28 protein-coding genes and 2 tRNA genes are annotated in these 19,768 nt (G+C 39.6%); 29 read left to right on the forward strand and 1 reads right to left on the reverse strand.

From position 1 onward, the window contains the following. The first annotated feature begins 1 nt into the window (after position 1). The 17 genes from GWK48_RS05695 to GWK48_RS05780 all read left to right on the forward strand — a co-directional run bounded on the left by GWK48_RS05695 (position 2) and on the right by GWK48_RS05780 (position 9,637). The gene (locus GWK48_RS05695) at positions 2 to 532 is read left to right on the forward strand and encodes a 50S ribosomal protein L5 (RefSeq protein WP_174630395.1); all 531 of its coding nucleotides are present in this window, start codon (positions 2 to 4) and stop codon (positions 530 to 532) included. Positions 533 to 543: 11 nt separating this feature from the next. After that, positions 544 to 708, forward strand: coding sequence for a 30S ribosomal protein S14 (locus tag GWK48_RS05700; RefSeq protein WP_174630397.1), 165 nt, complete (start codon positions 544 to 546; stop codon positions 706 to 708). Between the two features lie 6 nt (positions 709 to 714). Then, entirely contained in the window at positions 715 to 1,116 is a 402-nt protein-coding gene (locus GWK48_RS05705) for a 30S ribosomal protein S8 (protein WP_174630399.1), read from the forward strand. 10 nt (positions 1,117 to 1,126) lie between these two features. After that, positions 1,127 to 1,672 (forward strand): 50S ribosomal protein L6, encoded by a 546-nt coding sequence (locus tag GWK48_RS05710; protein WP_174630401.1) that lies wholly within the window; start codon positions 1,127 to 1,129, stop codon positions 1,670 to 1,672. After that, positions 1,669 to 2,073, forward strand: a complete 405-nt coding sequence (locus tag GWK48_RS05715; RefSeq protein ID WP_174630403.1) for a 50S ribosomal protein L32e — start codon at positions 1,669 to 1,671, stop codon at positions 2,071 to 2,073. Before GWK48_RS05710 ends, GWK48_RS05715 begins: the two co-directional genes overlap by 4 nt. A gap of 2 nt (positions 2,074 to 2,075) precedes the next feature. Next, on the forward strand, positions 2,076 to 2,531 hold the full coding sequence (locus GWK48_RS05720) for a 50S ribosomal protein L19e (RefSeq protein WP_174630404.1): 456 nt from the start codon (positions 2,076 to 2,078) through the stop codon (positions 2,529 to 2,531). Positions 2,532 to 2,537: 6 nt separating this feature from the next. Next, complete coding sequence (locus GWK48_RS05725) at positions 2,538 to 3,125, forward strand: 50S ribosomal protein L18 (RefSeq protein WP_174630406.1); 588 nt, start codon at positions 2,538 to 2,540, stop codon at positions 3,123 to 3,125. Continuing rightward, entirely contained in the window at positions 3,125 to 3,769 is a 645-nt protein-coding gene (locus GWK48_RS05730; RefSeq protein WP_174630408.1) for a 30S ribosomal protein S5, read from the forward strand. The genes GWK48_RS05725 and GWK48_RS05730 overlap by 1 nt, the downstream gene beginning before the upstream one ends. Before the next feature lie 11 nt (positions 3,770 to 3,780). Next, entirely contained in the window at positions 3,781 to 4,242 is a 462-nt protein-coding gene (locus GWK48_RS05735) for a 50S ribosomal protein L30 (protein ID WP_174630410.1), read from the forward strand. Further along, positions 4,243 to 4,677, forward strand: coding sequence for an uL15 family ribosomal protein (locus tag GWK48_RS05740; RefSeq protein ID WP_174630412.1), 435 nt, complete (start codon positions 4,243 to 4,245; stop codon positions 4,675 to 4,677). Between the two features lie 16 nt (positions 4,678 to 4,693). Then, the gene (gene secY / locus GWK48_RS05745) at positions 4,694 to 6,085 is read left to right on the forward strand and encodes a preprotein translocase subunit SecY (RefSeq protein WP_174630414.1); all 1,392 of its coding nucleotides are present in this window, start codon (positions 4,694 to 4,696) and stop codon (positions 6,083 to 6,085) included. Positions 6,086 to 6,087: 2 nt separating this feature from the next. Then, entirely contained in the window at positions 6,088 to 6,669 is a 582-nt protein-coding gene (locus GWK48_RS05750; protein ID WP_174630416.1) for an adenylate kinase, read from the forward strand. A gap of 138 nt (positions 6,670 to 6,807) precedes the next feature. After that, positions 6,808 to 7,119, forward strand: a complete 312-nt coding sequence (locus tag GWK48_RS05755; RefSeq protein ID WP_246263926.1) for a hypothetical protein — start codon at positions 6,808 to 6,810, stop codon at positions 7,117 to 7,119. Between the two features lie 252 nt (positions 7,120 to 7,371). Further along, positions 7,372 to 7,914 (forward strand): (d)CMP kinase, encoded by a 543-nt coding sequence (gene cmk / locus GWK48_RS05765; protein ID WP_174630422.1) that lies wholly within the window; start codon positions 7,372 to 7,374, stop codon positions 7,912 to 7,914. 19 nt (positions 7,915 to 7,933) lie between these two features. Further along, complete coding sequence (cedA1, locus tag GWK48_RS05770) at positions 7,934 to 8,170, forward strand: DNA import protein CedA1 (protein WP_174632581.1); 237 nt, start codon at positions 7,934 to 7,936, stop codon at positions 8,168 to 8,170. 8 nt (positions 8,171 to 8,178) lie between these two features. After that, positions 8,179 to 8,955, forward strand: a complete 777-nt coding sequence (cedA, locus tag GWK48_RS05775) for a DNA import protein CedA (protein WP_174630424.1) — start codon at positions 8,179 to 8,181, stop codon at positions 8,953 to 8,955. 274 nt (positions 8,956 to 9,229) lie between these two features. After that, positions 9,230 to 9,637 (forward strand): archease, encoded by a 408-nt coding sequence (locus GWK48_RS05780; RefSeq protein ID WP_174630426.1) that lies wholly within the window; start codon positions 9,230 to 9,232, stop codon positions 9,635 to 9,637. Positions 9,638 to 9,998: 361 nt separating this feature from the next. On the opposite strand, the gene rimI is transcribed toward GWK48_RS05780, so the two are convergent. Next, positions 9,999 to 10,502, reverse strand: coding sequence for a ribosomal protein S18-alanine N-acetyltransferase (gene rimI / locus GWK48_RS05785; RefSeq protein ID WP_174630428.1), 504 nt, complete (start codon positions 10,500 to 10,502; stop codon positions 9,999 to 10,001). A gap of 49 nt (positions 10,503 to 10,551) precedes the next feature. On the opposite strand from rimI, the gene coaBC reads away from it, so the two are divergent. The 12 genes from coaBC to GWK48_RS05845 all read left to right on the forward strand — a co-directional run bounded on the left by coaBC (position 10,552) and on the right by GWK48_RS05845 (position 19,767). Continuing rightward, the gene (coaBC, locus tag GWK48_RS05790; protein ID WP_174630430.1) at positions 10,552 to 11,781 is read left to right on the forward strand and encodes a bifunctional phosphopantothenoylcysteine decarboxylase/phosphopantothenate--cysteine ligase CoaBC; all 1,230 of its coding nucleotides are present in this window, start codon (positions 10,552 to 10,554) and stop codon (positions 11,779 to 11,781) included. A 15-nt stretch (positions 11,782 to 11,796) separates the two neighbouring features. Continuing rightward, positions 11,797 to 11,871, forward strand: a tRNA-His gene (locus GWK48_RS05795). A gap of 303 nt (positions 11,872 to 12,174) precedes the next feature. Further along, positions 12,175 to 12,251, forward strand: a tRNA-Lys gene (locus GWK48_RS05800). A gap of 70 nt (positions 12,252 to 12,321) precedes the next feature. Beyond that, on the forward strand, positions 12,322 to 12,849 hold the full coding sequence (locus GWK48_RS05805; RefSeq protein ID WP_174630431.1) for a hypothetical protein: 528 nt from the start codon (positions 12,322 to 12,324) through the stop codon (positions 12,847 to 12,849). Further along, positions 12,846 to 13,433: a hypothetical protein gene (locus GWK48_RS05810; RefSeq protein WP_174630433.1), complete on the forward strand. Its 588-nt coding sequence runs from the start codon at positions 12,846 to 12,848 to the stop codon at positions 13,431 to 13,433. Before GWK48_RS05805 ends, GWK48_RS05810 begins: the two co-directional genes overlap by 4 nt. After that, a complete protein-coding gene (locus GWK48_RS05815) occupies positions 13,394 to 14,509 on the forward strand; it encodes an ATP-binding cassette domain-containing protein (protein ID WP_174630436.1) in 1,116 nt (371 codons plus the stop codon). Before GWK48_RS05810 ends, GWK48_RS05815 begins: the two co-directional genes overlap by 40 nt. A 132-nt stretch (positions 14,510 to 14,641) precedes the next feature. Beyond that, positions 14,642 to 15,253: a trimeric intracellular cation channel family protein gene (locus tag GWK48_RS05820; protein WP_174630437.1), complete on the forward strand. Its 612-nt coding sequence runs from the start codon at positions 14,642 to 14,644 to the stop codon at positions 15,251 to 15,253. Positions 15,254 to 15,468: 215 nt separating this feature from the next. Continuing rightward, complete coding sequence (locus GWK48_RS05825) at positions 15,469 to 15,795, forward strand: 4Fe-4S dicluster domain-containing protein (RefSeq protein ID WP_174630438.1); 327 nt, start codon at positions 15,469 to 15,471, stop codon at positions 15,793 to 15,795. A 142-nt stretch (positions 15,796 to 15,937) separates the two neighbouring features. Beyond that, a complete protein-coding gene (locus GWK48_RS05830) occupies positions 15,938 to 16,183 on the forward strand; it encodes a hypothetical protein (protein ID WP_174630440.1) in 246 nt (81 codons plus the stop codon). Positions 16,184 to 16,468: 285 nt separating this feature from the next. Continuing rightward, entirely contained in the window at positions 16,469 to 17,668 is a 1,200-nt protein-coding gene (locus GWK48_RS05835; RefSeq protein ID WP_174630448.1) for a glycosyltransferase family 2 protein, read from the forward strand. A gap of 24 nt (positions 17,669 to 17,692) precedes the next feature. Beyond that, positions 17,693 to 18,904, forward strand: a complete 1,212-nt coding sequence (thiD, locus tag GWK48_RS05840) for a bifunctional hydroxymethylpyrimidine kinase/phosphomethylpyrimidine kinase (protein WP_174632582.1) — start codon at positions 17,693 to 17,695, stop codon at positions 18,902 to 18,904. Beyond that, positions 18,901 to 19,767: a ribokinase gene (locus GWK48_RS05845; protein ID WP_174630451.1), complete on the forward strand. Its 867-nt coding sequence runs from the start codon at positions 18,901 to 18,903 to the stop codon at positions 19,765 to 19,767. The genes thiD and GWK48_RS05845 overlap by 4 nt, the downstream gene beginning before the upstream one ends. Position 19,768: the final 1 nt, after the last annotated feature.

Consider the following 19,768-nt stretch of genomic DNA (forward strand, 5'->3'; position numbering starts at 1 on the left):
AATGAGTGAGCAAACGCTTCAAAAAAACAATCCAATGCGTCAGATTAAGATAGCTAAAGTTACAGTAAATATAGGTCTCGGCGAATCAGGCGAGAGGTTACAGAAGGCTTTTCAGTTACTGGAAGAGCTCACTAATGCAAAGCCAGTATATACTAAGGCAAAGAAATCAATAAAGGAGTTTGATGTGAGAAAGGGTGCCCCGATAGGGGTTATGGTGACACTGAGGGGACAAAAAGCTGAGGACTTTCTTAAGAAAGTATTAGCTGCCGTAAATTATAAGATAAAATCTTCCAGTTTTGACAGACACGGAAATGTAAGTTTTGGTATCGCGGAACATGTGATAATACCCGGCACTAGATATGACCCTGAAGTGGGTATATTTGGGCTCGATGTAGCCATTACCTTTGAAAGACCTGGATTCAGAATATCGAAAAGGAAAAGAAAGAAGTCACGTATACCTGATTCTGCGAGGGTCAGAAAAGAGGAATCGGCTAAGTTCCTCGCGGATAAATTTGGAGTGGTTATTGTTTGAGGTGAGAATAAGTGGGGAAATATAAACCACCGGCTGAGAGGAAACATGGAAAGGGGGTTCAGTACTGCAGGAGATGTGGCAGTACTGATTCGGTGATTCAGAAATACGGAATATACTTATGCAGGCAGTGTTTTAGGGAAGTAGGGTACCCGTTAGGATTTAAGAGATTGAGGTGAAAGGTGATGACAGTCATAAATACATTATCTAATGCTTTAAGCACGTTGTATAATAATGAAACTAGAAGAAATAAACAGGCTATTATAATGCCCTCATCGAAATTAATTATTAATGTTTTGAGGACTATGCAAAAAGAAGGTTACGTAGGAGAGTTCGAATTTATAGATGATGGAAGATGGGGTAAAATCGTCGTGCAGCTGTTAGGTAGAATAAACAAATGCGGTGCCATAACACCTAGGATCTCCTTGACCTACAGGGAAATGATTAGCTTACCAGATAACGTTAGGAGATACCTACCATCCAAGGAAATAGGGATCATCATAGTATCTACGTCCAAAGGTGTAATGAGCCATAAGGAAGCCGCAAGACAGAGGCTGGGTGGAGTAATATTAGGTTATGTGTATTAGGTGAATGAGAATGCAAGCTGTCTCTTTAATGGATGAAATCGAGATCCCCCAGGGTATTACTGTCAGTATAGATGGGAAGACAGTCAAGGTAAAAGGTAAAAAAGGAGAGCTAGTCAGGGATTTCTCGTTTGCTAAGTTCATTAATATCTACTTAAAGGGCAACAAGATAGTCCTAGAGGCATCCTTTTTAGGTAGAAGAGAAAAGGCTACTTTTTACAGCATTATGAGGCATATCAAAAACATGTTTACTGGAGTCCAAGGGGGATATAGATATTATTTAAAGATAATATTCACGCATTTTCCAATATCTGTAAAAATAAGTGGTGATCAGGTTCAAATAACCAATTTAATTGGAGAGAAAAACGTTAGAGTAGCTAAAATAATGCCTGGAGTTAAGGTGAGTCTTAAGGGAGAGGATATAGTCGTAGAGGGGCTAGATTTAGAAAAAGTTGCCCAAACTGCATCCAACATAGAGCTAGCTTCCAAAATAAGGGGTTTTGACAGGAGAATATTTTCAGATGGAATTTATATTTACAAAAAAGAGGTGATTGAATGAACGAGATAAAGTCGGATGTTATAAGAAGAAGAGCTGTATATAAGCTTAAACTAAAGTATAAGAGTAAAATACCTGATTTTCTAAGATATGATTGGGATAAATACTACAGATTAGAGAGGCAGGAGAGATGGAGAAGGACAAGGGGTCAAGACAATAAGACGAGGCTGAGGGTCAAAGGGTTTCCCAAGCCAGCAGGTGTAGGATTCAGGAAACCCAAGTCAATCAGGTATCTTCACCCCTCAGGGTTAAGGGAGGTTCTCATAAAAAGTGAAAAGGATTTAGATTCGTTAAATCAAAAGGCTGATGTAATAGTCAGATTGTCGAGCTCTCTAGGGCTTAAGAAGAGGCTAGAAATTATTAAAAAGGCAAAAGAGATGGGACTAAGGGTATGCGGTGAGTAATTATGGCGGATCTTCAGTTACAAAAAAGATTAGCTGCAGATATAAAGGGTGCTGGGTTATCTAGGGTAAGAATACCTGTAGAGTATATTGAAGAAGTTGCAGAATCGTTGACAAGGGAGGATATAAAGAAGAGAATCAAGGAAGGAAAAATCGTAATCCTCTCAAAGAAAGGCAACAGTAGAGGTAGGGTAAAGGTCAGAAGGAGAAATAGAAAAAGGAAGGGTGAAGGTAGGCGAATGGGGAGTAAGAACGGAAGGAAAGGAGCAAGGATAGATAGAAAAGATGAATGGATGAATAGGATAAGGAAGATAAGGAGATACCTTCAGTGGCTTAGGGATAATAAGGTCATTGATAGTTCAACGTATAGGGAAATGTATGTGAAGGCCAAAGGAGGAACTTTTAAGAATTTGGGCGATGTTAAGTCTGCGCTGATGCAGATGGGAAAGTTAAAGGAGTGAGATAGCATGGGAAATGGTCCAAGTTATAAGGTCAAGTTCAGAAGGAGAAGGGAAGGCAAAACAAACTACTACAGAAGGTATACTTATGTCATAAATAGGGCCACGAGAGTTGTAGTGAGGTTAACGAATAAGTATGTCATAGTCCAATTCGTAAAATTTGACCCTAAGGGAGACGTAACAGTAGCAGTAGCTCACTCGAGAGAACTAAGGAAGTTTGGATGGAAGGGAGATGAAAATAATTCTGCAGCATGTTATCTAACCGGTCTACTTGCAGGTCTGAGGGCCTCGAAGTCTGGGATAAAGGAGTCCAGTGCTGATATAGGACTATATACACCTACTAAGGGGGCGAGGATATTTTATGCGTTGAAGGGAGCTATAGATGCTGGCGTAAAGATCCCTATGGGAGACGTTGGCGTTATTAAGGACAGGATAGAAGGGGTTCATATTGCTGAGTACGCAAAGCGACTTGAAGCAGAAGACCCTGAGAAGTATAAGAGAGTCTTCTCTAGATACCTTGCTAACGGATTGGATCCCAAGGACATTCCTTCACATTTTAAGGAAGTTCTTAACGCAATAAAATCAGGTGAGAAATGATGGCAGAGGAAGTTCCCATATCTAATGTAGAAGAGTGGAAACCTAGAACAAAGGTAGGCCAGCTTGTAAAGGAGGGCAAGATTACTTCAATAGTAGAACTTTATGCAAGAAACCTGAACATCGCGGAACCAGAAATTATAGATGCGTTGTTGCCGAACATGAAATATGAAGTATTAGACATAGGAATGGTGCAAAAGCAGACTGATGCGGGTGAACTATCTAGATATAAAGTTTTAGTTATCATGGGGAATTACGATGGTTATGTGAGTATTGGTGTAGGCAAGTCAAAGCAATTAAGGGTAGCTATACAGAAGGCTATAAGAGATGCAAAGATGCATGTGATACCAGTAAGAAGGGGATGCGGGAGTTGGGAATGCACTTGCGGCGAGTCCCATAGCCTTCCATTCCTGGTTTCAGGGAAAGCTGGTAGCTCTGAGGTTGTTTTAAGACCTGCTCCAAAGGGGACCGGACTAGTAGCTGGTGGAGTATTAAAGACATTACTTACTTATGCAGGAATAAAGGACGTATGGTCATTCACTAGAGGAGAAACCAGGACTACTGATAACTTCATTATGGCTGGGTATAAAGCTCTCTACAACTCATATAAATTCATTACCCCAATAGATTGGGCAAGAAGGAAGTGAAGGTGATTAAAATGTCGTCACTTTTGGTAATAAGGATTAGAGGGAGCGCGTCTGCACCCTGGAACATTCAGGAAGTCCTGAAAATGTTAAGGCTTGAGAATCAATATAACGCCATAGTTTTTCCTAAGGACGAGAGCATTATTGGGTCTCTTCGAAAAGTACAATCATACGTCACATGGGGAGAGCTTAATATGGACGGTGCAAAGGCCCTACTGTATAGGATGGAAACATATAGGGGAAAATTAGATGAAAAAATTCTAAGGGAATCTCTCAACATATCATTAGAAGAGTTTACTAAAAACATGGTTGAGGGAAAAATTAAGTTGTCAGATATAGATGTTTTAAAGCTACCAATAAGGCTCCATCCACCTCGGAAGGGCTTTAAAGGGAAAATCAATGCGTTTTTAGGATCCGGAGGAGAATTGGGCTATAGAGGAGAGGCTATAAATGAGTTGGTCAGGAGGATGGTGTAAATGGTAGTACGTAGGTCTAAGAAGACAAGGAAGATGAGAGGACATAGGACTATGGGCTGGGGTACAAAGGGTCAACATAGAGATAGGGGAGCAGAAGGAGGAAGACATATAGGTATGCACAAAGAAAAATGGTCTTGGGTTGTAAAGTACGGTAAGGATTGGTATGGTAAGCATGGGTTTGTAAATCCCACTTCTGTGAGAGTCAAAGCGATTACAATAAGGAGGCTTATGGAACTAGTAGAATCAGGAAAACTACCCGTTTCTAAGACAGATGGTAAACTAGAGATCGATCTTGATAAGGCTGGTTATGAGAAACTACTTGGGGGAGGAACTGTATCGACTCCACTGATTATAAAGGTGAAAAAAGTTACTAAGAAAGTAAGGGAAAAAGTGGAAAACGCCGGTGGACAAGTTATTTTAACCAGTCCAAGCTAACTGTTTTGATAAGTTTATGTCATTTACGGACGTCCTATCTAAGTTAGGGCAGATATTACCAGCTGTAAAGAAACCAGAACAAAAGCCTAATCTAAATCAGAAATTATTGTGGTCAATTGTTGGGGTTGTAGTTTACCTTCTTATGTCTTCAGTACCTTTATACGGAATTCAAAGCACCTCATTAAGTAATTTTCTTTTGGAACAAGTTATATTTGCGTCCACTGCTGGAACTCTTGCCCAACTTGGTATAGGTCCTATAATTACAGCGGGTCTAATAATGCAGATTTTAGTAGGCTCTAAATTGTTGAACTTAAATCTAAATAATGAAGACGACAAGGCGAAGTTTACAGAGGCCCAAAAGGGTCTTGCATTTATTTTCATTCTAATAGAATCATTTCTATTCGGATTCGCACTTAGCAGATCTTCGGGGCTGACAAATTTCAACATACCTTTGATTGTAGCAGGCCAGCTAATCATCGCTACTTATTTCATCCTTTTATTAGATGAGCTAATACAGAAGGGATGGGGGCTGGGCTCTGGAGTTAGTCTATTCATCCTAGCTGGGACGATGAAGATCATATTCTGGTATATGTTTGGTATAGTAAACGTCCAGTCTCAGAATTTGCCTGTTGGGTTTTTCCCATCCCTAGTAACTACAATTGTAGATCATGGGGACTTGTTATCTTTAATAGTGAACACAACAAAACCATTTCAACCTGATTTAGTCGGTCTAATCACCACCATTTCTCTCATTTTCCTAATAATATATCTCACATCCATAAATGTTCAGATTCCAATCACCTCACAAAAGCTCAGGGGGATAAGGAGAACTATACCACTTAACTTCCTTTATGTTAGCAGCATCCCAGTAATCTTTGTGAGCGTCTTAGGTGCAGATATAGAGTTATTTTCATCATTGACATCTTATATTTCATCCTCTGCAAGCAGTTTCCTTAACGCTATTCAGTCTGCGTTTATTTTCCCACCTCCCAACACTACAATACCTCACAGCGTATATGCGGTAGTTGAAGATCCTATTGGTGCGATCATATATTCCGCTGTTTTCATTGTGTTAGGGATATTATTTGGAATAGTCTGGGTAGAAGTTTCAGGTTTGGATCCAGCCACTCAAGCTCAAAATCTAGTAGACGCTGGAATAGAGATACCTGGAATGAGAAATAGTCCAAAAATGATTGAGGCAGTGTTGGCAAAGTATATATATCCTCTGGCATTTTTCAGTTCTCTGATTGTCAGCGTTATAGCGGTTGGAGCTACGTTGTTGGGGGTGTATGGAACTGGCGTAGGTATACTCTTAGCTGTATCAATTGCCATGCAGTACTATAGCCTTTTGGCATACGAAAGATCTATAGAGATGTATCCTCTATTAAAGAGACTGATAGGTGAATAAGTTTGAAGCTGGGGATCGTAACCGGAATCCCAGGAGTAGGAAAAACAACTGTGTTAAATACCATAAAGGAGATATTGACAAAAAATAATGCAAAATTTATCATAATGAATTACGGCGACTATATGCTGAAGACAGCAATAGAGCTGAAGTATGTTAATAATAGGGATGAGATACGAAAATTACCATTGAATTTGCAAAGAGAACTACAACTTGAAGCCGCAAGGAACATTTTTAGGGATGCGTCTTCATTAGGTGACGGACTGTCATTTTTGGACACGCATGCGGTAGTCAGAACACCTGGTGGTTATTTACCAGGTTTACCTAAGCACATAATAGAGATCTTACAGCCTCAGGTTATATTTCTTATAGAGAGTGAACCGGAGCAAATATTGAAGAGACAATCTAATGATAAGACCAGATCCAGAACAGACTACTCGGATCCTTCTGTAATAAAGGAAACTATGGACTTTGCTCGCTTCTCAGCTATGGCTTCAGCTGTGTTAGTTGGAGCATCCGTAAAAGTAGTGAAAAATGTGGAAGGCGATCCAGCAGTTGCTGCTAATCAGATAATATCTTCTCTTTGATGTAATATGTCATATCAAATCTTTTTAATTCTCTTTTTATCTCTTGGGATCAATCTAATTATATATGTATTTTATAGATTTTTAATTTCTAGGAGACTATTCGAATACATTGGGAAGTTAGACAGCTTACAAAATAGAATGAACAAGGTTGCCTCTAAAAGAAGGGAAAGGGTTTACAGAAAAATCTCTAAAGATATAAAGAAATATAATAATGTAATTTATTTTTATTCAATGATGCAGTCTATTTTGCTGCTAGCGCTTTATATTGTGGGCATGTTTCTGGTCTTTCCGATGAGTTTCCAGGTGTTCCTCCCCTTCGCAATCCCTGTTTTAACAGTAGGAGTATCGGGTAGATTCGAGGTAGTTGAGGGTCCTATTTTGATCTATATTTTATCTTTTCTTCTGTTTACACCACTCTCGCTTAGAAGACCCAAAGCAAATATAAACTAAGCTCCATAACTCAGATAGGGGATGCTAGATGAGACCCTTTCAAAGGACTAGTTCTTTAAGAAAAATTTCTAGAAGAACTCCTTCAGGAAAAAGTAAAACATTGCTAAAGAGTAGGAGGAGAAACTCCAAGACTTGTGCGTCCTGTAAAAAGTTACTGAGGGGTAACCTCAGATCGGAGAATAGGATGTTTGGTGGATATCTTTGTCATCGATGTTTAAGTAAGTACATTAAGGTCTCGCTGAGAGGAATTTCATGATTCTTGTTGTGAGCGGTCCTTCTGGAAGCGGTAAGACAACAATAGCGAAATCCCTCTCTTCAAAGTATGGATTTAAATTTCTATCAGGCGGTCAGATTTTCAGAAATAAGGCTCAAAGCTTGGGTATAGATCTACTATCATTAAATAAACAAGCAGAACGTGACTTCGACATAGATAGAATGGTAGATAGAGAAATCTTGATGGAAGCTAGGAAATCCAATGTGGTTATCGAGTCTCATATCGCTGGGTGGATTCTGGCTGGGGAATCGACGCTAAGTATATACCTCTGGGCTCCCTTGGAGGAGAGGGCTAGGAGAATAGCTTCAAGAGACAATATTACCTATGAGCAAGCTCTTCTTTCAATCTTAAGCAGGGAGCAAAGTCACTATTTTAGGTTTTGGAAATATTACGGAATAGATATACAAGACACCTCACTTTATGATTTAGTTATTAATACCTCTAAGTTATCTCCAGATAACGTTCTAAAAACAATTGCACAGTTTCTAGACTCTTACATTCAGTCTACCCCGTGGAAGTAAAATATGCGCACTATAGATGATGACTGGCATAGAATCTTTTGTGCAACAGATTACTACTCAAGTAACTGAAATAGCGTGGAGCGTGTTCATATTAGCCTGGGCTGTGGGTTGGGCTCTAAGAGGTTCCCCTATTCCCATCTTTAAGATAAAGCGAACCGGCCAGGACTTCATTGAGGACGCAATTATGGCTGCCTTTTGGTTGGCTTTAGGTACTACTGTATTTGCTCTAGTCTCTTACATAGCAGGTCAATTCTAGGTGATATTATGAACGCATTCGAAATCTTAGCTATTTCCCAAGATCTGTCTTCCTTAACGTATTTTATAGGAGCTCTAATAATGGCTTTGCCTCTACCGGTGTATGGCTTAAAGAGATGGGGACCAAGGATGATAGTGGATGGAATATATGCGTCTATTTTGGTGAACCTTTATGAGTCATTCCTCACTCTAATGGAAAATTTAGGAAACATGCTAGGAGTAAATTGGGCCTACTATATGAATTGGATCTATCAGCTTCTCCTTGGGGAACTTGAAGTGTACACTACAATAAAAACAATTTACTCTGTGGCAATATCTGCACCTTACTCTGGGTTTAATCCATTTCTAGCTACAATTGGGCTACTGTTGTCTATGATATCAGGGTTTATGAGTGTTACTGGAACCATAATAGTGATTTCCCAATTAATATTGAATTATTCCGGACTAATTATATCTCTAGGGATTCTCCTTATGTCACTCCCTTTTAGGATCGGTAGGTCTATTGGAGGTTCCATGATAGCCTTTGGGATTGTATTTTACTTAGGTTTACCCCTTCTCCCTAATTTCCTTTCTAGTTTCGGCGTAAATATATTGCAACAGGGTTTTTCTCAATCTGAGCTTAACTCTATATCGGGACTTGCAACGATAGTTATTCCGGCCTACATAGAAGGTACGGTATTGATGCCGTTGGCTTATATAGGAATCCTGACGTCAATAACTCTAGGTTTAGGCTCGGCAATATCCGGATCTTATTCCAGGTTACCTATACCTGTTGATTTCTTATGAGGTATATATTATGAAATCAAGAATATTAGTTTCTGCTCTTTTAATATATTCTTCGATAGTCACATATATTGAAACAAAAAATATACCTTTAAGCCTTATATCACTCATGTTAGCAGTAGTAATCTACATAGCTATATACGCTATTTCGAAGAAGATTGAGTAGGCTGTTGTTTTTTCTCTTTTTTTACTTCTTTGTTCATGAATATGGTAGTTCTCTGTCTGCCTCCCATCTTAATCTAAAACGTTAAAGTGTTCTCAGGAATAAAAGATTACCATGAAGTTCGAGTTCTTTGATCACACGGCAGATATCGGGGTCAGAGCTTTCGGAAGAACACTAGAAGAGGCGTTTGAAAACGCTGCTTTGGCGGTATTCGAAATAATGACCGATACCAGTAAGATAGAACCCAAAAGAGAGATTAGTATTGAGGTTGACGGCTACGATCTCGAGAATCTCTTGTATAGGTGGATAGAGTCGCTAATTGTCTACTACGACACTGAGCTATTGATCTTCAATCAGTTCAAAGTAAAAATTAACGGGCTTCACCTAACTGCAAAGGTTTACGGCGAGAAGTTTGATGAAAGTAGGCACGAGAGGAGAACGGTTGTAAAGGCCATGACTTATCACGAAATGTCTATCAAAGAAAACAGTGAGGTAGAAATCACTTTCGTCGTAGATATCTAACAATTTTGTTGTATATTATATAATATCTAAGAAATAATCAACATTTAATTTAGTTATTAGCAACCTTGAATCATATCAGATTTTCCAGCGCTAATCATCTATCATGCGACCCTCTTCTCATCTCAAGTACTCTAGTTCTAATACTCAAATATAGGAAAACTCCATTATATTTGTTTTAGCCTCATCTGACTTCCTCACCCTAAAGGGCAAGACTCTCCCCAACTTTGAAAAGAAGTTTTAGCTAGTCTATATTTATATAATATCTAGGTATAACTTAAAGACAAACTTACAAAAGAAAACCTTCACGTGGGGAACTAGTTTTTAAAAAGATCATCACATTAATATCTGAATAATATAGATTTTACTGTAAAGGTGCAGCCATTAGATATGCATCCTCGCCGTCGGCATAATAGTGCTTAAGTAGTCTGACCTTTTTATAACCAAGCTTCTCATAAAGTGATATGGCAGGTACATTACTTACTCTTACTTCTAGGTACACCTCCTCAGCTCCATAAGCTTCCCTCATTTTTTGCATAGATGATGTAAGCAGTTGTCTTCCTATGCCTCTCCTCCTGTATTGTTCTAGAACTGCTATCGAGACTACATGCCCTTTTCTTACTAGAGGAATAAAATTTCTGAGATTGCTGAAACCAGTCTCTATCCTAGGCATTATGTAACCCACTACTTCTCCATCAACAACTGCAACAAAGAAGGCTTCTCCCCAATCCCTGACGTGCTCCACAAAGAAGTAATACGGATAGTTCTCCGGTAAGGTAAATCTGTTTACCTTTATTATAGCATCTATGTCATCAGATCTAACGTTCCTGATAATAAACTCTCTCTTTTCCTCTATGGACTCTACCATGTTATAATGGTTTATTATTGAGGAATAAATAGATGCGTGAAGATATATAATGCATCCTTCCAAGAAAATCATAGGTTCTTACAGTGACGAACTTAGCGGAAAATCAATTTTGTTGGGAATAACGGGAAGCGTTTCCTTATATAAGTCAATAGATTTGGCCAGGACGCTCATGAGAAGAGGTGCCACAGTTAAAGTTATGATGAGCCAGATGGCTTCAAAACTAATATCTCCAGACATGTTCCAATGGGCGACAGGAGAAGAGGTAACTGTTGAACTAACCGGAAAATTGGAACACGTAACGTTAGCTGAAGATAACGATGGGATGCTTATAGCTCCTGCCACTGCTAACATAATTGTAAAACTGGCTCAAGGTATTGCAGATATAAGTTTAGTAGCTACCGCGCTTAATTTTATGGGTTTAAATAAACCACTAGTATTGGTCCCGGCAATGCACCTTCCCATGTACATATCTCCTCCAGTGAGGGATGCAAAGCTTAGACTCGAAAGTATGTCTATTAAGATTGTGGAGCCGGAAGTCGTCGGAGACCTAGCTCATTATCCAGACGTAGATCTTATAGCCTCATATTTTACAGCCCAACTCCTAAGAGGAGACGATCTTAAAGGAGTGAAGATGGTAGTGACTGCGGGTCCTACGCGGGAGTACATGGATCCAGTAAGGTTTATCAGTAATCCCAGCAGTGGTACTATGGGCGTTGCGATTGCCAACGAAGCTCAATTTAGGGGGGCTGACGTGTATTTAGTTCATGGAGTCCTTAACACGAAAGTGAAAAGTTTCGTAAGGAAGAGCGTGCAAGTAGAGAGCACTGAGGAGATGAAAAGCTCAGTTTCTGAGCTCGTAGAAAAAGGATATAAAGTAGTCGTGTTGGCAGCAGCACCTGCAGATTATAGATTTAAACAAAAGAAGGATAAGAAAATAGATAGTCACACCGAAGTTCCTAAGGTCGAATTGGAGAAAACCCCAAAAATATCCTCGTCTATAAGAGGAAAGGCCTTTATTGTAGGCTTCTCTGCAGAAACAGTTGAGAATGATGAGGAATTAATAGAGAGGGCTAAAGCTAAGAAAGAGAGGCATGGTTTTGATTTGATAGTCGCTAACAATGTGGGTAGAAAAGATATAGGCTTCTCCTCGGAATATAATGAAGTTTTCCTAATCGGTAGTGACTACGTCAAGAAGATCGAAAAGAGCTCGAAGAACATTGTCGCGCGAATACTCCTGGATACAGTTAAGGAAGAGCTTAAAAGTAGAAACTTGTTATAGGATTACTAAGTTGTGGCTCAGGTAGCTCAGCTCGGTTAGAGCGCTGGGCTGTGGACCCAGTGGTCCCGGGTTCAAATCCCGGCCTGAGCCCTGTTGGAATATATTCCGCATCACTTTTATTTTCTAATTTAGTATAATTATTCAGAATGTTGATTAAGGTCAAGGTGATTTTCTTGACATCACAGTTTATTACACTTGATTATAAACGCATTTCTTTCTGCCGAGAGAAAGACCATAATCCGCGATCACAGGCAGAAAATGGGCATTGCGTATTAAACCTGGTCATTTCCAGCTTTTGACACAAGTTGAAATGCCTAGGCGTTTAAAGTCCTTACGTTTAAATTGAGAAAGGAAAAAATTAATAACTCTCTCACCGTTGTAATGACTGGTTATGGGCCCGTAGCTCAGCTAGGAAGAGCGGCGGGCTTTTAACCCGTAGGTCCCGGGTCCGAATCCCGGCGGGCCCGCCACAAGAAATTTCTTAAATTATGCCTATATGGTTCTAATCAAACTTATACGAGCCATCTCCTAATTTTTATTATGGACACTAAACTACTAATTTACGCTTCTATCTTTTCTGTTGCCTCGTTTGGAGTAGCTGCAGTAATGAGCCTCTCTCTTTCACTCTACGCTCTTAGTGTGTTTCTAGATCCTGTTCTAACTCTCACTATTCCCCTAATAATTATTTCTATAGGTATACAAATAATGAATAGGAAGAACGGACCAATTTTGGTGGGAGTGATAAGCTCCATCCTTTACGGTTTATTTGGACTCTTTTTCCTCGCGGCGACTTTCCTCGTCACTGGAGTTGTAGTGGAACTAGTATCCAGAATAGTAGGATATAGGGGATTTAGGGCAGTTTTAATAAACACTACCCTAGCTGGGGGATTAGCAGGAGTCTTGAGCGTTCTTTTCGGTTTTATGTTTCTGGGGGTACCGGCAAAGATAAACGACATTGCCCTTTTGACTTTGATATTTAGTATAATTTATTTTGGGGAGAGTGCAGTAATGGGGATCATATCAAACAAGCTAGGTAACTTCCTTCTAAAGTCGGGTGTAGCTAAGTGAAATGGAAAGCAATTTATGCTCTTTTTTTTGCAGTGGCTGTGGTGATATCTACTCTAGTGTTCCCACTTTGGTCGCTTTTAACTCTCCTTATCCTCTTAGTAAAGAGAAAATTAATCGTAATCGTTGAGCTAATAGCCTTAGCAGTGTCCTTTGTCTCTCTATATTTTCTAAGCCATCTAGGGATTTACACTTACGTTATGAGGGCTTTCGTCTACATCGATCTCTTCTTAGCTCTATCTGAGTATATTGATAAGGTATCGGTCCTGAGTATAACTGGTGAAAGGGGAGTTCCAATTGTAGTCACCCTAAGCTATATTCCTTTCTTCTATAACGTAGCGAGAGATGTTTTCTTTTACAGGAATTCAAGAAGGAGAAGATTCAACTTGGAAGAGCTCTCAAGACCGATACTAGTTGAAATGGTAAGGGTAGCAGAAAATCTCTACAAGGCATATGTTGTAAAGCTATACGGTAATTTTAATCGTAATTTTGAGTTAAGTCCAGGTAAAGGAGATATGCTTCCAATAATTTTAGGAGTTGTTCTGATTTGCTTACCATTTCTCATCCATACATTCCCGGTAAATTAGAACTAGAGAAGGAAGAGATTGTCGCCATAGTTGGTAAAAATGGGTCCGGAAAGACTACCCTTATAAATTCAATATTATGCGAGATGAAAAACGAAATTAACGTAGATGGGAAGGACTTCTGTAATGAGAGACGTTATGACGAACTCTCGGCAGTATTTCAAGATCCCAGTTCTCAGATATTGGCTGAGACATTAAACGACGAACTTAGGATTATTTCCCTTTACCATCAAGTGAACTTCGAGTTGGCAAGGATCTTAATGGGTGATTTTCTATTCCAGAACTTCTTTACCTTGTCAGACGGTTATAAGAAGAGGTTTGTTATCTCATCCATACTTTCCTCCCAGCCAAAATACGTCCTATTAGATGAACCTCTTTCCAACTTAGATAGGAACGGATCTAAACTTGTCTTAGAAATCTTACCCAAGGGCAGTTTAATAGCTGAGCACAGAACGAGGGAGATTTCGGGGTTAGTAGACAGAGTCTATCTCTTAAAAGAAACTGGTATGAGAGAGATCGAAAAAGAAAAGTTAAAGGACGAGGAGTTCTTGAGGAAGAATGGTCTTAGGGGGTTTACCCTTGACAATGTAGATAATGGCTTACTGGGAGAGAAGATATTGGATTTTGATTACAAGGATTTGAGAATAGAGGTTAGGGAGAGTGAAATTGTTTGCCTATTAGGTCCAAACGGTTCAGGGAAAACTACGCTCCTTAAGAAGCTCTCTAAAAAGATTTACTCAGTTTTTCAAAACCCAGATCTTCAGTTCTTTCAGGAAAGTGTCGAGAAAGAAGTGGGTAACACTGAGGCCCTTCGTCTATTCGGTTTATGGGATATAAGGGACAAGAGTCCATTTGTCCTAAGTACTGGTCAGAAAATGAGAACCTTAATCGCGGCAGCCTACGCCTCAGGATCCAAGGTTATTGGTTTAGACGAACCTACCGTAGCCATGGATGGAGACGGTTTAATTGCATTTAGAAAAATGTTAAAATTACTGAAAGAGGAGGGAAGGGGCGTTATTATTGCTACTCACGATGAGGATATCGTAAACTTATGTGATACCAAGATTAGATTGGGGTGATTTTTATTCCTTACAAACTAAAGAAATTTAATATAAAATAAACTTCAAGCTCGCCCTGCAAATTTATACCCAGAAGAAGCAAGATCTAATGAAGACTTTTTTCTTGATTGCGATAAAACTTTTGGAAAAGCCATGCTAAACTTGCTAACGGTTTTCAATTTCTTGGGAATAATGGCCTTCTCCATATCTGGATCTCTTAAGGCCTTTGAGAAGAAGCTAGATTTGCTCGGGGTCTTCGTCCTAGGGTTTTCTACTGCTCTCGCAGGTGGTATAATGAGAGACGTTCTCCTGGGAGTTTACCCACCAACAAATATTAGCAATGTATATTACCCCATATTCGCTCTTCTAGGCTCAGCAATAACGATCGTTTTTTATAGTTATATTAGAAATTTCAATAACGCTCTGTTGATCGCAGACGCAATTGGGCTCGGGACTTTTACTGCAACAGGAGCTGAGATAGGATTAGATCACAGATTGAACATAGTAGGAGTAGCGCTAGTAGCTTCCATAACTGCAGTTGGAGGAGGAGCTGTTAGAGACCTTCTTTCCAACGAAATACCAATAGTATTAAGAAGAGACTTTTACGCAACACCTACCATAATTGGCGGTTTAATTTTTCCTCCGTTGGTTTCCTTATTGGGTATAGGTCCTTCCACTTTATCAGTGTTCATTTTAGTCACAACTCTCAGGCTAATAGCTCTGTTTAAAAAATGGGAGTTACCAAAGGTAGGATATAGACATTAACTAAAAGACACGCGTTATGAAAGTCATTAGTAATAACCTCAACTTCTTCATGCTATCCTTTCAATTTCTTATCAAAAATTAGCTATTTCTCTAATTATGATTTACAATCTACAAAAACCTTATTCGATATAGTTCCCTTAGATCGGTAAAAGTATCCCGAAGATGTTCGGGGTCAAATTATTTTATGGTTTCAAACCTTACTAACAAGGATAAACATGGGGATAGATCCGAACTTCAGGTCAAGACCCACAGAGGGAGATCATGCAGGGCATAAGATTTACGCCCCTGCTGATCCACCGCCTGTTCCAAAGGAAAAGGCATTGGGAATTCACGGAACGATAGTGGGCGTCGACTTCGACTTATGTATAGCAGACGGCTCTTGTATAAATGCATGCCCGGTTAACGTGTTCCAATGGTATGACACGCCAGGTCATCCTGCCAGCGAGAAGAAGGCAGACCCGGTAAACGAGCAGGCGTGTATATTCTGTATGGCATGCGTCAACGTTTGCCCAGTTGCTGCAATAGACGTCAAACCACCATAACAATTTTTAATTAGTGTTTTCTACAGCTGTTGAAATATCTTGAAGACAGTTTCTATGAGGTATTTCCTCTTTAGTTTTCCATGTGTATATACAGAAGTGTTATCGCATTTCACTTTTAAGCTATTTAGATAAGATGTATTCTATGAGGGAACTTCTTGGAGACTATGAGCCGCGTGGGAGGCTACTTCAGGGCATAGGCAAGTTCGTTTTGTTTGGTTTAGATGACCCATTCCATTTAACAACGGTAACAGGACTTGCGATATATGGAGTAGGTAAGGTGATGGAAAGCCGAAGTAATTATGGAATCAGAAGAGCAAAAGTGGATATTGCTATAACCACACAAGACTTCAGAAATCTAGTAGATGAGTTAAGATCCCTAAGATTTTAATATTCTTTATTTTGTCTGTAGTTAGACATTTTATGTTTTGAGCCTGATCATATCCTTCTCCTTTAATGCGAGAGTATATTAAAAATATTCTACGATTTTTATAATATTTAAATGAACTGAGTCTAGAGCCAGAGTCCTTAAGCGTAAATAGTAGTCAGAAACAGCTTAAAGCTTACTTTCCCTATCGAAGAGATCATATTATAATTTTTTACTTAAATTAACAAGATTTAAATCATGGCGGTTTATGAAAACATATAAAGATTGTTGAAGCAAGAAAGTACATCAATGTTTGACAATATTCTCATTGGACTCAGCATCGTAGTTTCTGTCTGGAGTATCTACAATTCCATATTCGCCATTGTGGGATTAACGTGGAATACCACGGTAGGAAAGGCAGCTTCAGGACCGTCGTTTTCCTTACTGGTTCCCTCAAAAAACGAGGAGAAAGTATTGGGAAGACTTCTGGAAAGACTAGTGAATCAGGAGTATGATAGATCGAAGTATGAAATAATAGTTATTGAAGACGGATCTACTGACAATACCTTGGGAGTTTGCAACAGGTATGCAGAAATGTACAGTCTCATAAGGTGTATTCACCTTGACGCCTCACCAACTATAAACGGGAAAAGTAGGGCCCTAAACTACGGTCTTAAAATGTCAAAGGGCGAAATAGTGGGAGTATTCGATGCGGATACTGTCCCCAGGCTGGACATTCTGTCATACGTTTCGCAAAAGTTTATCTCTGAACCAGAGTTAGGTGGAGTTCAGGGTAGACTTATTCCCATTAATGTTAGGGAGAGCATAGTAGCACGCCTAGCCTCTCTTGAGGAACTCTTTAGTGAATATACTATTACTGGGAGAGCTAGGTTGGGACTTTTCGTTCCTCTGGAAGGAACTTGTAGCTTTGTTCGAAAAGACCTCCTAGAGAAGGTAGGAGGATGGAATGAAAATGTACTTACCGAGGACATTGACCTGAGTTTGAGGTTAACAAGTATGAATTATCGCATATCTTATTCTCCTTATGTAATAGCGTGGAGAGAAGTACCAACTACATTTTCTAGTCTAATAAAACAAAGGCTAAGATGGTACAGAGGAAATTTTGAAGTAAGCCTAAAATTATCCAGTATAAGATTCAGTTGGAAGTTGATAGATGCGGTGATGTTGGTCGGGACACCGATATTTATGGTACTAAGCTTGGCTAACTACTCTCTTGTGTTCATCTATTCTTCCGAGCCCAATCTATTCCTCATTACGTTTATTTCTATCGCTTCTTCGCTTTCTTTCTTCTTGATTTTGATCATATCTAGAAAACATATGATAGAAACCGCTTACATTTTCCTCTCAGCTATATACTTGAATTTCACGGTTGCCTTACATCTCGCTTCAATAGTTTTAGAGCTTGCGGGAGCCCCTCGTACATGGTATAAAACTGAAAGGTCTGGCAAGCTTCACATAGGCAATTCCCAAAACGTAGATTTATCTTAATCTATTACTAAATGCTTGTTGAAAATGAGAGTCAGACCAGTCGCGCTTACTATTGCTGGAAGCGACTCTGGAGGGGGTGCCGGAGTTCAGGCTGACCTTAAGACATTCACTTCACTGGGAGTATTCGGAGTTTCAGTAATTACAGGAATAACTTCTCAAAATACGAAAAGAGTCGGAAAGATCTTGGAAATGCCTCCTGATATGATAGAATCGCAGTTTGACCTCATAATGGAAGATTTTCCTGTAAAATACGGAAAGACGGGGATGCTGTCCTCCACCAAGGTTGTGGATTGCGTGGAAAGGAAGATCTCTCAATACAAATTGGATTTGGTACTAGATCCAGTTATGATATCAAAAAGCGGTTATCCTTTAATTTCTGAAGATACTGTCAGAAATTTGAGCAGATTAATTAAGAAGTCCATACTTATTACTCCAAACAAGTTTGAAGCAGAGAGGCTTACGGGATTCACCATTAGAACAACTGAAGATCTTAGGAAAGTCGCTCATCACATCTACAAGAACTTGGGAATAAATGTTGTAGTGAAGGGAGGAAAGTTTCTTAATGGGCATGATTTTGCCATAATTAACGGTGACGAACTTGAGCTCTCTGGGGAGGGAATTAACACTAATAATTTGCATGGTAGCGGAGATGTCTTTTCGGCCGCCATAACTGGTTACTTAAGTATGGGGCACAACGTAAAAGACGCAATTACTAAAGCTAAGTCATTCGTGACTGAGTCTATCAAATATTCCCTTTCTTTGGGGGGAGGCTCTGGACCAGTAGATCCTTTTGCTCCAGTAGAACGAGTAATAGAAATAAATCAGGCTAGAGAATCTTTGGAAAAATTAGTCGAGTATATTGAAAAGAATAAAGATAAAATTAAAAAAATCCTATCTAACGATGATAAGATCAACGTAGGCTATCTCACCGAATACGGTGATTATGCTACGTTAGCTGGAGGAATCATAAAATACATAGAATGGATTAAGGTTGATGGGCCAATTGTAGTGAATTGGTATACAAATACAATTTTCAAAGCACTGAAACTAGCAAACAAGAAGATAGGTATATCGATTTCTATAGGAGATGAGTTATTAAAAGTATTAGAGAAGAAAAAATTAAAAATATCAGAAAGTGGAATCTATGGTGACGTAATTCTCGTAGACGGTGTAGCAGTTCTGGTAGCTGATACCTTGAACGAACTTGAGGAAAAGATAGGAGATGTTCTATCATGATTACTGTAGTAGGTAGCTATAATACAGATACGATCTTGAAGTTAGAGCGTTTTCCTGTCCCTGGGGAAACGGTTTTCGTTCAAGGAAAACTCATTAGTCATGGGGGAAAGGGGTCCAATCAGGCAGTTTCAGCAGCTCGCTTGGGAGCCAACGTATCTCTGGTTGCTGCAGTTGGTAATGATGAAAGGGGAACCATTGCGTTAAAATTTCTTCAGCAGGAAAAAGTGGATACCTCATGCGTAAAGGTAAAGGAAGCCCAAACCGGGTCGGCGTATATATTACTTAACGGTCAGGGTGAGACAATGATAATAGTGGATAGGGGAGCCAACTACGAGCTTGTTGCAGAGGATCTGTACCAATGCTTAAGGGGGGACGTGTTGCTAACTCAACTGGAAATAAGGGAGGAGGTAGTCAGGTTCGCCTTGAAGGAGTTTAATGGCTTGAGGATACTGAATCCGGCCCCCGCTGAATTGCGATCTTTGGACATTTTGGAAAATGTAGATATTCTTACTCCTAATGAGATAGAATTCAAAGAAATAAGTAACTCTGACGATATGCTTTATGGCGCTGAAGTACTCCTGAAGAGGGTCAAAAAGGCTATAGTGGTCACATTGGGAGAGAACGGTTCGGTGATATTTACTAAGCATAAGTCAGTTAGAATACCTACAATTAAGGTGAGGGCAGTGGATACAACTGGAGCAGGGGACGTCTTTAACGCCGCCCTAGCCCTGTTCCTTGAGAGGGGGTACGACCTGGAGCAAGCAGCGGAGAACGCAAACATAATAGCTTCAATATCTGTAACATCGTATGGGGCACTTGGACCAAAGTGGGAAGAGGTCAAGGAACTCCTCCAGGAAAAGTAAG

Origin of the sequence: Metallosphaera tengchongensis, assembly GCF_013343295.1 — an archaeon.
GTDB lineage: Archaea > Thermoproteota > Thermoprotei_A > Sulfolobales > Sulfolobaceae > Metallosphaera > Metallosphaera tengchongensis.

What these genes read in the sequence shown, in the direction of transcription:
- GWK48_RS05695 (WP_174630395.1), top strand. Translation starts at nt 2, where the DNA reads ATGAGTGAGCAAACGCTTCAAAAAAACAATCCAATGCGTCAGATTAAG.
- GWK48_RS05735 (WP_174630410.1), top strand. Translation starts at nt 3,781, where the DNA reads ATGTCGTCACTTTTGGTAATAAGGATTAGAGGGAGCGCGTCTGCACCC.
- GWK48_RS05780 (WP_174630426.1), top strand. Translation starts at nt 9,230, where the DNA reads ATGAAGTTCGAGTTCTTTGATCACACGGCAGATATCGGGGTCAGAGCT.
- GWK48_RS05805 (WP_174630431.1), top strand. Translation starts at nt 12,322, where the DNA reads ATGGACACTAAACTACTAATTTACGCTTCTATCTTTTCTGTTGCCTCG.
- GWK48_RS05820 (WP_174630437.1), top strand. Translation starts at nt 14,642, where the DNA reads ATGCTAAACTTGCTAACGGTTTTCAATTTCTTGGGAATAATGGCCTTC.
- secY (WP_174630414.1), top strand. Translation starts at nt 4,694, where the DNA reads ATGTCATTTACGGACGTCCTATCTAAGTTAGGGCAGATATTACCAGCT.
- GWK48_RS05835 (WP_174630448.1), top strand. Translation starts at nt 16,469, where the DNA reads ATGTTTGACAATATTCTCATTGGACTCAGCATCGTAGTTTCTGTCTGG.
- GWK48_RS05715 (WP_174630403.1), top strand. Translation starts at nt 1,669, where the DNA reads ATGAACGAGATAAAGTCGGATGTTATAAGAAGAAGAGCTGTATATAAG.
- GWK48_RS05845 (WP_174630451.1), top strand. Translation starts at nt 18,901, where the DNA reads ATGATTACTGTAGTAGGTAGCTATAATACAGATACGATCTTGAAGTTA.
- GWK48_RS05730 (WP_174630408.1), top strand. Translation starts at nt 3,125, where the DNA reads ATGGCAGAGGAAGTTCCCATATCTAATGTAGAAGAGTGGAAACCTAGA.
- thiD (WP_174632582.1), top strand. Translation starts at nt 17,693, where the DNA reads ATGAGAGTCAGACCAGTCGCGCTTACTATTGCTGGAAGCGACTCTGGA.
- GWK48_RS05710 (WP_174630401.1), top strand. Translation starts at nt 1,127, where the DNA reads ATGCAAGCTGTCTCTTTAATGGATGAAATCGAGATCCCCCAGGGTATT.
- GWK48_RS05755 (WP_246263926.1), top strand. Translation starts at nt 6,808, where the DNA reads ATGAACAAGGTTGCCTCTAAAAGAAGGGAAAGGGTTTACAGAAAAATC.
- GWK48_RS05830 (WP_174630440.1), top strand. Translation starts at nt 15,938, where the DNA reads ATGAGGGAACTTCTTGGAGACTATGAGCCGCGTGGGAGGCTACTTCAG.
- cedA1 (WP_174632581.1), top strand. Translation starts at nt 7,934, where the DNA reads ATGACTGGCATAGAATCTTTTGTGCAACAGATTACTACTCAAGTAACT.
- GWK48_RS05825 (WP_174630438.1), top strand. Translation starts at nt 15,469, where the DNA reads ATGGGGATAGATCCGAACTTCAGGTCAAGACCCACAGAGGGAGATCAT.
- rimI (WP_174630428.1), bottom strand. Translation starts at nt 10,502, where the DNA reads ATGGTAGAGTCCATAGAGGAAAAGAGAGAGTTTATTATCAGGAACGTT.
- GWK48_RS05740 (WP_174630412.1), top strand. Translation starts at nt 4,243, where the DNA reads ATGGTAGTACGTAGGTCTAAGAAGACAAGGAAGATGAGAGGACATAGG.
- GWK48_RS05705 (WP_174630399.1), top strand. Translation starts at nt 715, where the DNA reads ATGACAGTCATAAATACATTATCTAATGCTTTAAGCACGTTGTATAAT.
- cedA (WP_174630424.1), top strand. Translation starts at nt 8,179, where the DNA reads ATGAACGCATTCGAAATCTTAGCTATTTCCCAAGATCTGTCTTCCTTA.
- cmk (WP_174630422.1), top strand. Translation starts at nt 7,372, where the DNA reads ATGATTCTTGTTGTGAGCGGTCCTTCTGGAAGCGGTAAGACAACAATA.
- GWK48_RS05720 (WP_174630404.1), top strand. Translation starts at nt 2,076, where the DNA reads ATGGCGGATCTTCAGTTACAAAAAAGATTAGCTGCAGATATAAAGGGT.
- coaBC (WP_174630430.1), top strand. Translation starts at nt 10,552, where the DNA reads ATGCATCCTTCCAAGAAAATCATAGGTTCTTACAGTGACGAACTTAGC.
- GWK48_RS05725 (WP_174630406.1), top strand. Translation starts at nt 2,538, where the DNA reads ATGGGAAATGGTCCAAGTTATAAGGTCAAGTTCAGAAGGAGAAGGGAA.